Origin of the sequence: Nocardia sp. bgisy134, from assembly GCF_965341865.1 — a bacterium.
Lineage (GTDB): Bacteria > Actinomycetota > Actinomycetes > Mycobacteriales > Mycobacteriaceae > Nocardia.
Genome location: NZ_CBDQZP010000031.1, coordinates 38,092 through 54,030, shown reverse-complemented (window position 1 = coordinate 54,030; position 15,939 = coordinate 38,092). Strand labels below are relative to the sequence as shown.

Here is a 15,939-nt window from a genome sequence, read left to right as displayed (position 1 = left end):
CGCGAACCCTGGCAAGGCGGGTGCGTTTGGCGCAGCAGGCGGTCGATTCCGATGAAGTTCGTGGTTTACGGCCAGCAAGGCCGATTGGGAGTGATCCAGGGAGATCGTATTCTCGACCTTGCGCTCGCCGCCCACGCTGGCGGCACTGTGGCCGATGATGGCGAAGTCTTCACCTCGCTGCTCACACTGATCGAAGCGGGAGACCGAGGACTCGACCGTGTGCGTCGGTTGCTGGAGCAGTTCGAAGCCACCGACCAGCCTGGGCTGCATACCGACCTCGCGGCGACGCACCTGCATCCTCCGTTCCCAGGACGGCGGTTCGCGTTTGCCGGAGGCAACTACGCTGCCCACGTCGCCAGGGGATACGCCAACCGTGGCCGTCCGATCACCGCAGAAGAGGTCTATTCGAAGACCCGCGAAGGTAAGGCCGGCGGTTTCTGGGTCGTATCACCCCCGGCCGGTCCGCACTCGGACATCCCAGTTCCCAACAGCGCGGACGGGCTGTTCGATTACGAGGGCGAGGTCGCGGTGGTGCTCGGCAAAGGCGGAAAGCGCTTGTCGGCCGACCGGTGGGAGAACAGAGTGTGGGGGACGACGCTGGTCATCGATTGGAGCATCCGCAGCCACACCGAGATCGCGTTCCAGGCGCCTTTCTACGCGCACAAGAACTTCGACAACTCCAAGTCGATCGGGCCGTGGATCACTGTCGACGAAGTAGATCCCAACTGCTGCGAGGTCGAAACACGGGTCAACGGGCAGGTGCGGCAGCGGTTCAACAGCCGCGACATGATCCACTCGTTCGGCGAACTGTTGGAGCAGATCTCCGAAGATCTGACGCTTCTCCCGGGCGACGTACTCAGTGGCGGCACCGGCCCCGGTACCGCGGTGGACAGCACCATCGCCGACCCCGATGGACATTTGCCACTCGACCTCTTCCTCAAAGCAGGGGACATCGTCGAAGTGACTTCCCCGCATCTCGGTTCGCTGCAAGCGCGCATTGTCGCGAGCGCCTGAACAATATTCCCTAATTCGGCGCTCGCGCAGAGAAGAGTGAAAAATGACTGAAAACGACTTCATGTCAGAGCACGACATTCGCACGGCGTTCTTCCAGGCGATGTCGCAGATGTACCGCACCGAGGTACCTCTTTACGGCGACCTGCTGGATATCGTCGACGACGTCAACGGCAAGGTGCTCGCGGGATCTCCCGACCTGGAACTCGATCTGCGCCGCCGGGGTGAACTCGACCGGCTCGGCCAAGAGCGGCACGGGGCTATCCGAGTCGGGACGGCTGCGGAACTGTCGATGATGCGGCGCGTGTTCGCTGTGATGGGCATGCATCCCGTCGGCTACTACGATTTGTCCGTCGCGGGCGTCCCAGTGCACTCGACCGCCTTCCGGCCAGTGAAGTTGGAAGGTCTCAACCGCAACCCGTTTCGTGTCTTCACCTCACTGTTGCGTCTCGAACTGATCGATGACCACGCCCTGCGGGCGGAGGCCACAAAACTGCTTTCACAACGCAAGATCTTCACCGACCGAGCGATCGCGTTGGTTGAGCAGTTCGAACGCGACGGTGGTCTCGACGGCGAATCCGCGACCGAGTTCGTGCGGGAAGTCCTCGAGACGTTCCGATGGCACAGCGACACAGTTGTCGACTCGGAGACATACGAGAAGTTGCACGATGTGCATCGGCTCATCGCCGACGTCGCGTGCTTCAAGGGGCCGCACATCAACCATCTGACGCCGAGAACGCTCGATATCGACGCCGCGCAGGAGGAGATGCAGGCCCGAGGAATCAACGCCAAAGACGTGATCGAGGGTCCTCCTCGCCGCGAAGTTCCGATCCTGCTCCGCCAGACGAGTTTCAAGGCGCTCGAGGAAGAGGTTCGCTTCAATGACGGCGCAAATGGCGTGATGGGCACTCACACGGCCAGATTCGGCGAGATCGAGCAGCGGGGCCTGGCCCTCACTCCGAAGGGGAGGGCTTTGTACGACACATTGCTCGACGCAGCGCGCGGTGAGGAAGGCTCGCAGGCTCACAACTATGAGCAGCGTCTGCAAGAAGTCTTCGCACGCTTTCCGGACGATCTGAACACGCTGCGGCAGGAGGGCCTGGGCTACTTCAACTACAGACTCGCCGACAGTTTCAAGCCGGATCGGATCGGCGTCTCGGATTTGGAGGCATTGATCGCCGGGGGCGTCGTCGAGGCATCGCCGGTGATCTACGAGGACTTCCTCCCTGTCAGCGCTGCCGGCGTTTTCCAGTCGAATTTGGGCGGCACCGAGCAGAGGTCCTACTCGGCTACAGAAGCGCAAGCCGACTTCGAAAAGGCGCTCGGGGCGAACGTGGCGGATCCATTCACGTTGTACGAAGCCATGGAGGCAGCTTCGATGGCTTCGGTTCGCGCGGCGTTGGGTGCGGCAACGGCGTCGGACAAGAGGTGATGTGCGGGACATCGAACCTCACTTCGGCCGCCGCGGACGATGACACTGGAACGCGACGTCCTCGAGCCCACACGGCCCAATCAATACCAAGAAAGAAATGCCGGAACCTGCAACCGACACGGAGCAGTGTCCGGTGCATGTATCAAGGAGGACAACGATGTCGAGGATGATGCGCGCTGCGCGAATGCACAAGGTCGGCGACCCGCTGCAGATCGACGAGGTCGAGGTGCCAACTCCCCGACCCACGGACGTGCTGGTCGAGGTGCGAGCCTGCGGGTTCGTGCCCAACCTGATCAACGTGCTGACCCGCATGCACGACTTCCCCAACCTTTCGCTGCCGAAACTGCCCGCGATCTTTGGTCTCGACGCCGCGGGCGTCGTCGTTGAGAAAGGTGCGCAGGCGCGCGGCATCGAAATCGGCGATCGCGTGTACGTCAACCCCGCGCGGTACTGTGGCGGCTGCCGATACTGCCGGACGGGCAAGTCGCAGCTCTGCCCGGCCTACGCCTTCAACGGCTACATGGGCTTCAGCAAGCACTCGGCCGTGCTGTTCGAAGACTATCCATATGGCGGTTTCTGCGAGTTCATGACCGCTCCGCTGCACAGTCTTGTCAAACTTCCGGACACCGTCTCGTATGAGACGGCGGCGCGCTGGGGGTACCTCGGTACCGGCTACCGGGCGCTTCGTCGTGCCGGAGTCGGACCGGGAAGCACGGTGCTCATCAACGGCATCAGTGGAACCCTCGGGCTGGGCATCGCCCTGTTCGCGCGGGCCTTGGGCGCGCGCCAGATTCTCGGCACCGGGCGCGACCGTACGTTGCTCGAACGGGTCCGGGCGATCGATCCAGCGCGAATCGAGGTCCACTCTGCCTACGACGAAGAGCCGGTAGCAGACTGGGCCCGCAGGCTCACCGGAGGCGAGGGCGTCGGCGCCGTGATCGACGCTCTCTTTACGGGAACCCCGAAGGAGCCCATGCTCGCCGCGATGGCTGCTCTGGCCCGCGGGGGCATCCACGTCAATGTAGGTGGCGTCACGGGAGAGGTTCCGATCGACATGTTCGTGGCCATGTCGAACCTCAATGAATTCGTCGGCAGTCTCTGGTTCTCCACCGCCGAGGGCCAGGAGATGGCCGATATGGCGGCCACCGGTCAAGTCGATTTGTCGGTGTACGAGCACGAGATTTTCAAACTCGCCGACGTGAATGCCGGATTGTCGGTCATCCAGAACAGACACGGCGGGTTCAGCAACTACGTGATCGTTCCCTGACGCCACCGCACAGGTCGATCCGCTCTGTCATCAGCGTTGAACCGGGAGCCAGTGAGTATTGCGCGCTGTCCGGGCCTGGCTGCCCGATTTCGTTTTCGCAGGCGTGACGATCCTGCAGTTTTATCGGAGGTTTGTTTGATGCATACGATTGAAACCGACGTCCTCGTGGTAGGTGCGGGGCCATCTGGGCTCGCAGCAACGACGCTGCTGGCGGCGCATGGGGTGTCCACCATCACCCTCTCGCGGTATTCGGGAACGTCGCCCCAGCCGCGCGCACTGATTACCAACCAGCGGACCGTAGAGGTTTTCCGTGATGTCGGCATCGAGGATCGCGTGCGCGCGGTAAGTATGCCGTTGCCGATGCTGGGAAACAACGTGCTCGCGACGAGTTTCGCCGGTCCAGAGATCTTTCGCTACCGATCCTATGGCACCGGTGATCGAGCTGTTGACTACGCAACTGCGAGTCCGTGTGAGGGGCTCAACGCGCCGCAGCACGTCGTGGAGCCGGTGTTACTGGCGGCCGCTACCGAGCGGGGCGCGGATGTTCGGTTCCTTCATGAACTCGTGCAGATCGAGCAGACGGCGGAGGCCGTCCATGCCCGCGTCTGTGAGCGGGCGACCGGACGGGAGTACGTCATTCGCGCGAAGTACGCGATCGGTGCGGACGGTGGCCGCTCGCGAGTCGCGGAACAGCTCGGGTTCGACTTCGAGGGCGAATCGGGGCTCAAGCACATGCTCAATCTGTGGGTCGAGGTGGATCTCGCCGAGTATGCCGCCCATAGGCCCAGCGTGATCTACATGATTTACCAGCCAGGCGGCGAGTCGTGGGTCGGGTCCGGATCGTTCTTCTGCATCCGCCCTTGGAACGACTGGGTGCTGGTGCGCGAATACGACCCCGCTGATGGCGAACCGGATACCTCCGATACTGCCGTTATCGAGTCCGTCCGCTCGTTGACCGGTCTGCCGAACGCAAAGGTCCGGGTCAAGGGCGTCAGCAAGTGGCACGTCAACCGCATGGTCGCGAACACATACCGCCGAGGACGAGTGTTCCTCGCCGGCGACGCCGCGCACCGGCATCCGCCCGCGGGTGGGCTGGGTAGCAATACCTCGATCCAGGACAGTTTCAATTTGGCCTGGAAGCTTGCTTTCGTATTGTCCGGACGCGCTGGCGAGGGGTTGCTCGACAGCTACGACGAGGAGCGCCAGCCCGTGGGTAAGCAAATCGTGGAGCGGGCGATTCAGGGTCTGAAGAACCAGGGAGCAGCGATCGGGGCGCTCGGCTTGCGGCGTGGGCAGTCGTCCGAAGAGGGCTGGGCGTCGCTGCGTGAGCTCACTTCCGATGCCGACGGTGCCGCTGAGCGACGCGCCGCCCTTGCCGAGGCGGTCGAGTTGCAGCACTACCGGTCGAACGCCCTGGGCGTCGAGCTCGGACAGCGTTACACCTCCTGCGCTGTGGTTGATGACGGCACACCTTTCCCCGCGCCCGAACGGGACCCCGTGCTGCACTATCAACCGACCACTCACCCTGGAGCATGTCTCCCACATGCCTGGGTCGAGCACGATCGTCGCCAGGTCTCGACCATTGATCTCGTCGGGCATGGGCGCTTCAGCTTGATCGTCGGGATCGGAGGCGAGCCATGGGCGGAGGCGGCGGCCAAGATCAGTGCCGAACTCGCTATCGAGCTGCCGATCTACTTCGTGGGGTATCGCTGCGAGTACGACGACGTCGTCGGTGAGTGGGCAGCGGTACGCGAAATCGGTGATCGCGGCGCGTTGCTGGTCCGGCCCGACCGATTCATTGCCTGGCGGTCACACGGGCGCCCGGACTCGCCGGAGGACGCTTTGCGCGGAGCAATCCGGCAGGCGCTGAACCTGACCGCCGACTAGAACGCTGATCCACAGGAGCGCCAAGCGGGACGAATACGGCAAGCGTCGCTCAGGTAAGCCAAGCCGGTCAGCGGTATCGGCAGCACGCCTCGCGCAACCGACTCGGATGGCGCATCGCATGAGTGGGCGATGTCTTGCCAGCAGCATCGAGCTGCCCGTGTATGCATTCCCCGGTGCGTCGAAGGGTCTCGAGAGAAAGGGAGCGTCCAATAGCCATTCCTTCGTATCCTGAAGGCGCGGTCGTCCACACGGTGATCATCGCTTGGAAGGGCGGGGCGGTCGATGACCAGCTCATCGACTACATCACCAGTGAACTGCGCGATGTCGGCGAGAACAGCGATGGAGTTCTCGACTACCGTGTCGGATCTGATCTTGGGGTACGCTTCGATCACGGCGACTATGCTGTGACGGCGATATTTGAGAACCAGGCTTCGTTCGACGCATATGTCGCAAACAGCCGGCATATCGAGATTGTTGAAGAATATCTACTCCCGAATGTTGAGCGTCACATGACAGCGCTGTTCGAAATCTGATGCAAGCAGATTTTCGGAACGGCTGAACTGTCAATTCCTCTGTCAATTCCTGGAACTGCTGGTCGTTCCCCTTGAACGTGTTGTGCAGTGGGTGCTCTCAACGGCTAACTGGTTATGTTCGTTTCGGGACGGAGGCTGAAGCGGACGGCTACCAAGTTTCGGTCCCGGGCTGGCAGTCGTCGACGTGTTCTTTGCGTTATCGGCCCACGGCGATTCCGCATGCAGCTGCCATGTCGATCAGGGTGCACGCGATGTAACTCGGTGCGCTGTGGGTCCGTGACGTTGTCTGTCGAACACGTGGATCCGAGCCGCGGGCGATAGTCGGTCCGTATTATGGACCGCCTATCGGCGAAGCTTTGTTTGCGCGCCATAGAACCTAACTGTCATAGCAGAAGGACTGTTGACTCGATCCCCGAAGAAGCGGTAATGTTCCTCTATATGGTCCACCCGGTCCGTAAGATGGACCGATCTGGAAAGGTTGGCATGTTCTTTCAGGTGAAGTGCCCTATGGCTGCGCCGCTTGCCGCGAACCGGCGGTGCAGTTGATGACGGCGAGCACCGGCATGCTGGGGACGGTGGCGATTTGGCCGGCTCAATGACGGAGGAGGTATTGTCCGAATTTGTAGGGTTCGATGTGAACGGTGGAGTTGCCGTACTGGAGTTGCGTCGCCCGGAGAAACGCAACGCGGTCTCATGGGATATGTGGGAGGCCATTCTCGCACATCTCGCGGTGGCGTCGGGCAGGCCGGAAATTGGCGTACTCGTGGTAAAGGGCAGCGGTGGCGCATTTTGCGCTGGAGCCGACCTGGGCGAGGTCAAGCGGTCCGACGGCACGGCCTCGGCCTCGTTCCACGAACTTGTAGTTCGGTCTCTTTGTGCCATCGCTGAATTTCCGGTGCCAAGCGTGGCGAGTATCGAGGGTGCGTGCATCGGCGGTGGATGCAGCATCGCGCTGGCCTGCGACATTCGGTTCGCACATTCCAACGCATTCTTTGCGATTCCCGCGGTTCGGCACGGAATCGTCTACGACAGGGGCTCAATCGGAAGGCTTGTCGAACTCCTGGGATCCGGCCGTGCGGCACACATGTTGTTCACCGCACAACGCCTGGATGCGGCGCAGGCGGCGCGTATCGGTCTGGTCGATGAATGTAGTAGTGAGCTCGACGAGCTAGTGACAAATTTTACCGATGCAGTACTTCGGGGTGACGCTTCTACGATGGTTGCGACCCGCAAATTGATTCGCAATGCAGCGCAACGAACGGCGGGTCTGTGATCTCGCTGGTGCGGTGGGCATCTTTCCCACGAATTTCGGTGCCATCCCAGACACCTGCCTGGGGCGGGAATCCGGCCCGACTGCAAAACGTGAAGTGAACGGAGTTGCCATGTCTATTCTCGAAAATCGATCGACCCGGAGCGCGACTTCGGGAACGCGGTCGTTTCTCGTGAATCGCGGGAAGGCTATCGCGCGCCTTGACTACTGCGAGATCCGGAACCGGAGGGGTTTTCATGGCTGAGTCGAAATCAGGTTCGGGCCCGCTCAGCGGTATCCGGGTAGTTGATCTCACCAGGGCGCTGGCGGGTCCCTTTTGTACAGCGCTGCTGGGCGACTTAGGTGCAGATGTGATCAAGGTAGAGGGTCTTCCCAATGGCGACGCGACGCGGAATTGGCCCCCCTTCGACGGCTCGCGCAGCCTCTACTACTTGAGCACCAACCGTAACAAGCGTTCGTTGGCATTGGATTTTCGCACCCCGGAGGCCCGGACCATCCTGGCTGACTTGGTCGCGGAGGCCGATGTGCTCGTGGAGAACTTCCGGCCTGGCGTGCTCGCCAAGCTCGGCCTGGATCCTGAGCGGTTGCAGGTCGACCGGCCCGATCTGGTGCTGTCGAGCGTGTCTGGGTTCGGTGAGATCGGTCCACTGCGGAACGACGCCGGTCTCGACCAGGTCGCTCAAGGGATGTCAGGATTGATGTCAGTGACCGGAGCCGGTGAGCACACGCCGATGCGCGTTGGCGTACCTGTCGTCGACATGGCCGCCGGTATGTTCTCCGCGATCGGAATCGTCGCTTCGCTCGTGGGCCGCGCCGTTTCAGGCCGGGCAATTCGGATGAACACATCGCTCCTGGAAAGTGCGATTTCGTTGATGACCTTTCAGGCGCAGCGCTATCTGTCTGTCCAGGAAGTGCCACAACCACAAGGCAACGATCACCCGATCATTTCGCCGTATGGAACCTTCCATGCGGAAGACTCGAGCATCAATGTCGCGATCGGAACGGATGCCCAGTGGTCGGCGCTGTGCGAGATTCTGGGTGCACCCGAACTCACAAGGCGCCCCGAGTACTCGGCTTCGGCCTTGCGAGCCGCCAATCGGAGCGCCTTGTCCGCCGAGCTGAACGAGCTCTTCGGCAAGAAGCCGGCGAATGAGTGGCTGGAGCAGTTGCGTGCCGCCGGGGTTCCGTCAGGCCCCATCTACACCATGGACCAAGTCTTCGATGACCCGCAGGTGCAAGCACTCGGGCTCGTTCAGACAGTGCGGAACGAACACAGCGAGGACCGGTTGCTCCGCGGGCCCCTGTGGGTGGACGGCAGCCCCACTCCGATCAGGAATCACCCGCCCTCGCTGGGGGAACACAGTCGGGAAGTTCTACGAGAACTCGGCTACGAGGACACTGATATCGACAATCTGGTCAGAAAAGGTGTCATCGACCAAGCGCAGGTTATATGCACTCCGACTCCGCACGGCGGCTGAGCAAAGCGGACACTGTATGTCCCGCCTTCCCATGAGAGTGGGCGCTGACCATGGACGCCCGGTCTGCCGTTGTAGCAGCGGCTTGGACCCGCCGAATGTGTCAGGCGCCGACTCACTGCGCCCCCCATGGGCCTGAACTTGCCGACAAATCAGACGGTTTGATGAGGCAATACCGGTACTTGCCGTTCCCCCTTCGTAACTCGGCCTCGGCTGATCTATGTCCATATCGCGCACCGGAGCCAGGATGGCGACCCAGCCTTGCTGTTCCAGAAGTCGCCGCCACAACCGTCAGGAGTTTCAACGTGTCAAGAGTGTCCGAATCTGTAGCTGCTCGAAAAGTCGCACTGACTGACGAGGAGATCTTTGACAGTCACATCGACGGCAAACTGTCCGTCGAGCTGACTGCGCCGCTGGAGAGCCAGCGCGACCTGTCGATCGCTTACACCCCGGGCGTTGCCCAGGTGAGCCGCGCCATCCACGCGGACGAGTCTCTTGCCCGCCGCTACACATGGACCGACCGGCTCGTCGCCGTCGTCTCCGACGGCACCGCCGTCCTCGGCCTCGGGAACAATGGCCCGCGCGCGTCCCTGCCGGTGATGGAAGGTAAGGCTGCCCTGTTCAAGAAGTTCGCGGGGTTGAACTCCATTCCCCTGGTGCTCGACACCACGGATCCGGACGAGATCGTCGAAACGCTCGTCCGGATTCGTCCGAGTTTCGGCGCAGTCAACCTCGAGGACATCTCGGCCCCGCGATGCTTCGAAATCGAGAAGCGTCTCATCGAGGCGCTCGACTGCCCGGTCATGCACGACGATCAACACGGCACCGCCATCGTCGTTCTCGCCGCCCTCAAGGGCGCGGTCACGCTGCAGGGACGCGATCTGTGCGCGTTGCGAGTCGTTATCTCCGGGGCAGGTGCGGCCGGTGTGGCCTGCGCGAATATGCTGCTCGCCGTGGGCATCCGGGACATCACTGTCCTCGACTCGAAAGGAATCGTGTCCCGCGACCGTACCGACCTCGGCCCGAGCAAGATCGATCTGGCCACTCGCACCAATCCGGCGGGCCGATATGGCGGGCCGATCGAGGCTATGCGCGGCGCAGATGTATTCATCGGCGTCTCGGCCGGCACTGTCCCGGAGGAAGTCGTTGCGGAGATGGCGGACAACGCGATTGTCTTCGCGCTGTCGAACCCGGATCCAGAAATCCATCCCGAGGTCGCCGCTCGCCACGCTGCTGTCGTCGCCACCGGCCGCAGTGACTTCCCGAATCAGATCAACAATGTGCTCGCCTTTCCCGGTGTGTTCAAAGGTGCGCTCGACGTGGGCGCTCGCCGCATCACCGAGAGCATGAAGCTCGCGGCCGCGCAGGCAATCTTTTCGGTCGTCGCTGATGAGCTGGCCGCCGATAGGATCGTCCCGAGCCCGCTCGACCCGCGGGTCGCGCCTGCCGTCGCCGCGGCCGTAGCGGCCGTGGCACAGGCCGACGGCATTGCAGACCAGCAGCCCCAGGATCCGCCCAAGAGCAACGGAAATGCGATCCCGTAGTGCCATGGGATTCGGTTGACCCCAACCCCCAAGGCAGCGCCGCTCGCCCAACCTGTCCAGCGCGCTTGGTACGACGGTAGCGCTTTTGCGGATGCCGTAGTGATTAAGTACATTCATCGATTTGATCGGGTTCGAAGACGCGGGATCATCCGTCTGTCCACCGTTGTTTCTAGTACTCCAGCACGACTTCGTGATCGATGGTGGAGTGCTTGGTTGCTCGGGTGGCGGCTGGGGGGTGATTATGTCGTGCTCGTGAGTGGTGCAACGGGTTTGGTGGTGTCGGCTGGTGTTGATGGTGGTCGATGGCAGCGTGAGTTCGAGGATCTGGCCGCGGGTATCGGGGCGCGGTTCGGGCGGGTGGAGACTCGTCGCACGGTGGTGAAGATGCTGGCCGGGATGGTGTCGGAGCTGCCGAGTAAGAACTGTTGGACCTTGGCGGAGCAGGCCGGGGATAACGGTCCGGGCCGGATGCAGCATCTGCTGTCGGCGGCTGTGGTGGATGAGGGCGGGCTGCGAGATGACCTAAGTGATTATGTGATCGAGCATTGGGCGACACCGATGCGACGCTCGTGGTCGACGAAACAGGCGATCTCAAGAAGGGGGTGCACACCGTCGGGGTCCAGCGCCAGTACACCGGCACGGCTGGCAGGATCGAAAACAGCCAGGTCGCGGTGTATCTCACCTACGCCACTCGTGCCGGGCACGCGTTCATCGACCGCGCCTTGTATCTGCCGAAGTCCTGGACAGGTGACCCGGTCCGCTGCATGCAGGCCGGGGTGCCTGCCGACGTGCGGTTCGCCACCAAGCCTGCCCTGGCGAAACGATTGATCATCGGTGCTCTCGATGCCGGTGTCCCCGCACCGTGGGTGACCGGGGATGAGGTCTACGGTGGTGATCCGAAGCTGCGTGGTGAGCTCGAATCTCGCGGTACTGGTTACGTTTTCGCCGTCGCCTGTGACCATCGCGTCACGACCGTGACCGGCCGTGTCCGCGCCGATGTCTTGGCTCGCGCTTTGCCGCGGCGGGCCTGGCAGTCGTTGTCGGCCGGTGATGGCGCCAAAGGGCCCCGCACCTACGACTGGGCCTGGATCGAGATCGGAACCGATGAGAACAACGCCGTGCCCGGGTGCCGGTGGCTGATGATCCGCCGCAACCAGCGCACCGGGGAAATGGCCTACTACCGCTGCTGGAACCAGCAACCGGTCACCTTGGCCCGGCTGGTGAAAGTGGCGGGACGCCGGTGGTCGACGGAGGAGAATTTCCAGACCGCCAAGACACTGACTGGCCTGGACCAGCATCAAGTGCGGGGGTGGCGGTCCTGGCACCGCTGGACGCTGCTGGCAATGCTCGCCCACGCCTTCCTCACTGTCCTGGCTGTCGGCGAGCATGCCCTCGCCGCCGTCTCCTCAGATCGGATCCCGTTCACCCGCAACGAGATCCGTCATCTGTTCGCGGTGCTGGTGGCGCAACCCGTTCGCGTGATGATCGACCGGCTGCACTGGTCGAACTGGCGGCGACGACATCAGTACCGGTCCCGGGTCTGTCACTACCGTCGACGCGGCGCGGCAACTACAGTGCCCGGGTGAACACTCGACCGGCGACTCTGGCTGCCGAACTGGAAGCCGATCTCGACCGCTACCCCGACCAGCGTGGTGAAATCCTGCTCGAAGCCGCCGTGCAATGGTGGCACGCCGCAGACCATGACCGCGCCATCGACCTGCTGCGCCAGGGGATCGATCTGGGTGGTGAGGACGGCGGCAACGCCCGGGTGACGCTGGCGGAAATCCTGTTCGACCTCGACCGCGATGCTGACGCGAACGCCCAGCTGGACGCGTTACGACGAGACCGGATCGATTCCGCTGCTCCGTATCACATGGCCGCCGAACTACTGGAAGAACGCGGTGACCTGCAGCAGGCACTGACCTGGTTCAACATGGCCGTGTCGCGGCTGTCCGACGACGAGACGGCCGAACGCGACACCGAACTGGGGTTCCTCTGCTACGCCAACCACGTCATCGCCGGCCGCCACCGCGTCCGCCGAGCGCTGGAACTACCCCCCGACGACCTCGACGACTCGGTCCAGTCCATGGCTGGCCACGCCGACGAATTCACCCGTGCGGCAACCACACCCAAACCGCCGCGTGAAATGCGAGTGCTGTTCTGGCCCCGCCCGGAAATTCCCCGCGCACACGAAACCTGGCCGCAACTGGTCGAAACCATCGACGCCGACGCCACCATCGCCGAGCGGGAAAAAGCCAACCGTGATCTGGCCGACTCCGGCATCCCCCGCATCACCATGGTGCCCCTCACCGTCGCCAAACTCCTCGACCACACCATCCGCACCGGCGGCGACCCCACCGACTCCGACACCCGCCTGGCCTGCATCAACGAGATCATCGCCGAAGGCCACGCCATCAGCTGGCCACCCCCGCGAAACGCACCGTGCTGGTGCGGATCTACCACCAAATACAAGAAATGCTGCGGCCGACCCACCACATGACCCCATCAACCAGCACCGATTACGAAGTCGTGCTGGAGTACTAGGTGGCTGGCGCTGCCGTCCGATCGCCGCAGCGTTGGCCAACCCTAGCGCCAAACATCAGTGACATGCCGCAGGTTGCGAATACAAGGGACTCAGCGTCACCGGATGCTTGCGGCAATTTCAGCAGCCGCAGCCGCGACCTTACGACCGTACGTTTCGCACACATCCGGTGACATTCGAGAAGCTGCCCCCGAAATGCTCAGCGCCGCGATCGGGCGACCGCCCAGTTGGCGAATGCAGGCTGCGACGGAGATGATACCGTCCGTCATCTCTTGCTCGGAGATGGCATAGCCGCGTTCTCGAATGGTTGCGAGCTCAGCCCGGAGCTGGTCGGGATCGGTAATCGTATGAGGCGTGAGCGACATCAGCTCCCTGTCGAGGTATTCATCGATCTCGGACGCCGTGAGGTAAGCGAGTACGGATTTCCCAGTCGAAGCGGCATGCAGCGGAGATCGGGTGCCGATCGGCTGAACCAGTCGCAACGCATGTTTGCTCTCCCGTCGCTCCACCAGTCGCATCGTGTCTGTCTCAGGCACGGCCAGGTGGATTGTCTCGAGCGTCTCGCTGTTGAGCCGTTCAAGGACTGGGGGAGCCACCTCGCGAAGGCGACCCAAATCATCGATCTTCTCGCTGAGAACACGCACCCGCTCCCCGAGCACCCAGCGGGTGGCTTCACGTCCGTCGGAACGGATCCAGCCGAGCTCGGCGAGAGTGGCGAGGCTGCGTTGCACGGTGCTCTTGGGTAGACCGAGTTGGCGCGCGAGCTCACTGAGGCCGATTGGCTGCTTGTCCGCGACGGCGTCGAGGATCTGGAATGTCGTTCGCACGCTCCTCACTGCGCGCTCCTTCGTATCGTTCGGGATAGTCGGTCCGTATTGTAGACCAGTATGGCACACCGTTAGGCTGGCGAAATTTGTCGGCCGGTCCGGAGTAGCGCGACTCCCTAGGGATTCCGGCCGCGGCCGCAGTAGATGCTTTGATAGCTGCGCCCTCTATATGAGCGAAACGAGCCGCATTGCGGACCGACCAGCGTGTTGCGCGCGGCTCATCAACCTTCGAAGTCGTCTACCAAGGTTTACCTCGGGTCAAGGCAGTTGCCGCGTATCGACGTGGAGACGCAGCCGTCCGCGGCGGTGACCTGCAGGCGGGGCAATCGAGATCGCGGCTGTGCAGGCCGGACGGCTCGTGGGTCTACGCGGTCTGATGACGCCGTCAGCGGACGGTAACGCGCCACTGTGGCGGTGTGATCCAATCTCCACCGAATGTCAAAGTTTGGCAATGGTGCCGAGACGGTGAAGTCACGCGTTGTAATCCGCCGCGAGCACGGCAGTCAGCCGAGGCCACGGCGCGAGCAGTGCGGAAGTTCGAGGAGCTATGCCCGCAACGTCCCAGCGGTGGCGCGCAGGTCGATCAGCAGACGGCTAACCGCTGACTAGGATACAGCGCGCGAACGTCCTCAGGGCAGCGCCGGACCTCCGAGCCCGGCGAGAATCTCAACAACCCGCGCGCTTGATGGCGTTCGTGAAGTACTGCAGCGCGCCGGACCTCCGGGGTCCGGCGAGAATCTCAATGCAGTGCGTGCGCGAGAGGACGGCCGCGGTCAATCATCTGCGCGACCTCGACGACCGCGGCGTCCTGGCCGCCCCGTCGATTCCCTGGTTGCGATCGTCCTCGCCTGCCTCTTCTCCGGGAAGGAGTGACTGCACGTACCGACTCACGGCCAACGCAACGCCGCGGCCGTGAGCGCGGGGCCCATGTGCTCAAGGAGAAGCCGTTTACCACCGCCTGCTCGAAGCCCTCGAGCTGGCGCGGCTATGTCGAGAGTCAGGCATCCATCTAATGGTCACGCTACAAAATGCGGCGCTGGCTGGCGCCCGTAAGTACCCAGCCGAGAGGGCTGGTTGATGGTGCCGGTGGCAGTCGGTTCGCGTGAGTGTTCCGATTGGAGGTCGCGAGAGCTGTCAATTCCCCTATACGCAGGGTTGGACGCGGCTACTGTGACGGCATCTAGCGAGAAGCGCCCTGACCTGCGCATTCGGATGTCCTGAGTGGAGCCGCGACGTTCCATCTCATTGATGGATCTTTCCGTGGTTGTCCTGGTTGAACCAAGCGTCAGGGGTATCTATGCAGCGCGTGCAGGGCTCGCGGAAGTTGGCTGTGGCGGCAGGGGAGTGGGAAGTTTCTGCGGAGCGACGGACAGCAGCCGTTGCGTTGTCGGATGAAATGCGCCCTGCTGGGCCTGTAACAGCCGAGGCCGGGAGCTGGGGCTGTGTAATCGTCAACGGCAGCCATATAGAGGTGCTCTTACAAAATTTGGGAATGGTTCTATGTGCATCTGACAATGTCTTTGCCGAGCGCGATCGGCCGGTAGGCCGGGCCGGTACGCCGAAACCCGGTCTGTCTCACTGGGATTCGCGTTGCGCCCGCAACTCCTGCAAGGCCAGGTCGTCGCGATCATCGATATCGACCTCGGTCAGCTCCCATGTCGGGGCGTCGGCCAACCGCCCGGGATCCTCGACGACCACGGTCTCGGCGAAGGTCTCGACGATGTCGCGCGCCGACCGCGCGTGCACCCACCACCACAACCCACCCATGCCGTAGTTGAGCGTGGCGCCGGGAAATCAGGATGCTCCCGGCATCGTCGCATCTGCGAGCACCTCGGTCGCCCGGTCGTGGAATCGGATGTCGTAGAAGTCGGCGACCGCGCCCCAGAGGGCCAGCGACCATACGGTTTTCGACTTCGGCCGGGCGCTCGCTGATCAGAACCAGATCCTTGATCACCCCTCGCCCGTCCGGCTGGCGCACGCGTTTGGGGTGGCGCATCACCCGCCCGCTGCGCAGCTGCCGGGTGAGTCCTCGGTCGATCGCCTTGCGGCGACGAGGATCGAATAGCGACAAGTCTGAACTGGTTGCCGAACCAGCAGCGCGTCCCTTCACCGACCACGATCGCCGACCAGCCGCGGGTGTGGCTTTTCAGG

General features: G+C 62.9%; 11 protein-coding genes and 1 pseudogene. 10 read left to right on the top strand and 2 right to left on the bottom strand.

Going from position 1 to position 15,939, the window contains the following annotated elements:
• Positions 1-51: 51 nt before the first annotated feature.
• The 10 genes and pseudogenes from ACRWNM_RS34720 (at position 52) to ACRWNM_RS34675 (ending at position 12,919) form a co-directional block, all read left to right on the top strand.
• Positions 52-1,014, top strand: a complete 963-nt coding sequence (locus ACRWNM_RS34720) for a fumarylacetoacetate hydrolase family protein (protein WP_431972405.1) — start codon at positions 52-54, stop codon at positions 1,012-1,014.
• Positions 1,015-1,057: 43 nt separating this feature from the next.
• On the top strand, positions 1,058-2,443 hold the full coding sequence (hglS, locus tag ACRWNM_RS34715; RefSeq protein WP_431972404.1) for a 2-oxoadipate dioxygenase/decarboxylase HglS: 1,386 nt from the start codon (positions 1,058-1,060) through the stop codon (positions 2,441-2,443).
• A gap of 184 nt (positions 2,444-2,627) precedes the next feature.
• On the top strand, positions 2,628-3,710 hold the full coding sequence (locus ACRWNM_RS34710; RefSeq protein WP_431972403.1) for an alcohol dehydrogenase catalytic domain-containing protein: 1,083 nt from the start codon (positions 2,628-2,630) through the stop codon (positions 3,708-3,710).
• A 138-nt stretch (positions 3,711-3,848) separates the two neighbouring features.
• Positions 3,849-5,597, top strand: a complete 1,749-nt coding sequence (locus tag ACRWNM_RS34705; protein WP_431972402.1) for an FAD-dependent oxidoreductase — start codon at positions 3,849-3,851, stop codon at positions 5,595-5,597.
• A 251-nt stretch (positions 5,598-5,848) separates the two neighbouring features.
• The gene (locus ACRWNM_RS34700) at positions 5,849-6,130 is read left to right on the top strand and encodes a hypothetical protein (protein ID WP_431972401.1); all 282 of its coding nucleotides are present in this window, start codon (positions 5,849-5,851) and stop codon (positions 6,128-6,130) included.
• Between the two features lie 595 nt (positions 6,131-6,725).
• On the top strand, positions 6,726-7,403 hold the full coding sequence (locus ACRWNM_RS34695; protein WP_431972400.1) for an enoyl-CoA hydratase/isomerase family protein: 678 nt from the start codon (positions 6,726-6,728) through the stop codon (positions 7,401-7,403).
• Between the two features lie 233 nt (positions 7,404-7,636).
• Positions 7,637-8,878 carry a CaiB/BaiF CoA transferase family protein gene (locus ACRWNM_RS34690; RefSeq protein ID WP_431972399.1) on the top strand — a complete coding sequence of 414 codons (1,242 nt, stop codon included), beginning with the start codon at positions 7,637-7,639 and terminating at the stop codon, positions 8,876-8,878.
• Between the two features lie 302 nt (positions 8,879-9,180).
• A complete protein-coding gene (locus ACRWNM_RS34685) occupies positions 9,181-10,419 on the top strand; it encodes an NAD(P)-dependent malic enzyme (RefSeq protein WP_431972398.1) in 1,239 nt (412 codons plus the stop codon).
• A gap of 270 nt (positions 10,420-10,689) precedes the next feature.
• Positions 10,690-12,005 (top strand): annotated as a pseudogene (locus ACRWNM_RS34680) (IS701 family transposase).
• On the top strand, positions 12,002-12,919 hold the full coding sequence (locus ACRWNM_RS34675) for an SEC-C metal-binding domain-containing protein (RefSeq protein ID WP_431972397.1): 918 nt from the start codon (positions 12,002-12,004) through the stop codon (positions 12,917-12,919). Before ACRWNM_RS34680 ends, ACRWNM_RS34675 begins: the two are co-directional and overlap by 4 nt.
• Before the next feature lie 140 nt (positions 12,920-13,059).
• Here ACRWNM_RS34675 and ACRWNM_RS34670 read toward each other — a convergent pair whose 3' ends face one another.
• Together ACRWNM_RS34670 and ACRWNM_RS34665 are read right to left on the bottom strand one after the other, a co-directional pair.
• A complete protein-coding gene (locus ACRWNM_RS34670) occupies positions 13,060-13,797 on the bottom strand; it encodes an IclR family transcriptional regulator (protein WP_431972396.1) in 738 nt (245 codons plus the stop codon).
• 1,566 nt (positions 13,798-15,363) lie between these two features.
• On the bottom strand, positions 15,364-15,555 hold the full coding sequence (locus ACRWNM_RS34665) for a hypothetical protein (RefSeq protein ID WP_431972395.1): 192 nt from the start codon (positions 15,553-15,555) through the stop codon (positions 15,364-15,366).
• Positions 15,556-15,939: the final 384 nt, after the last annotated feature.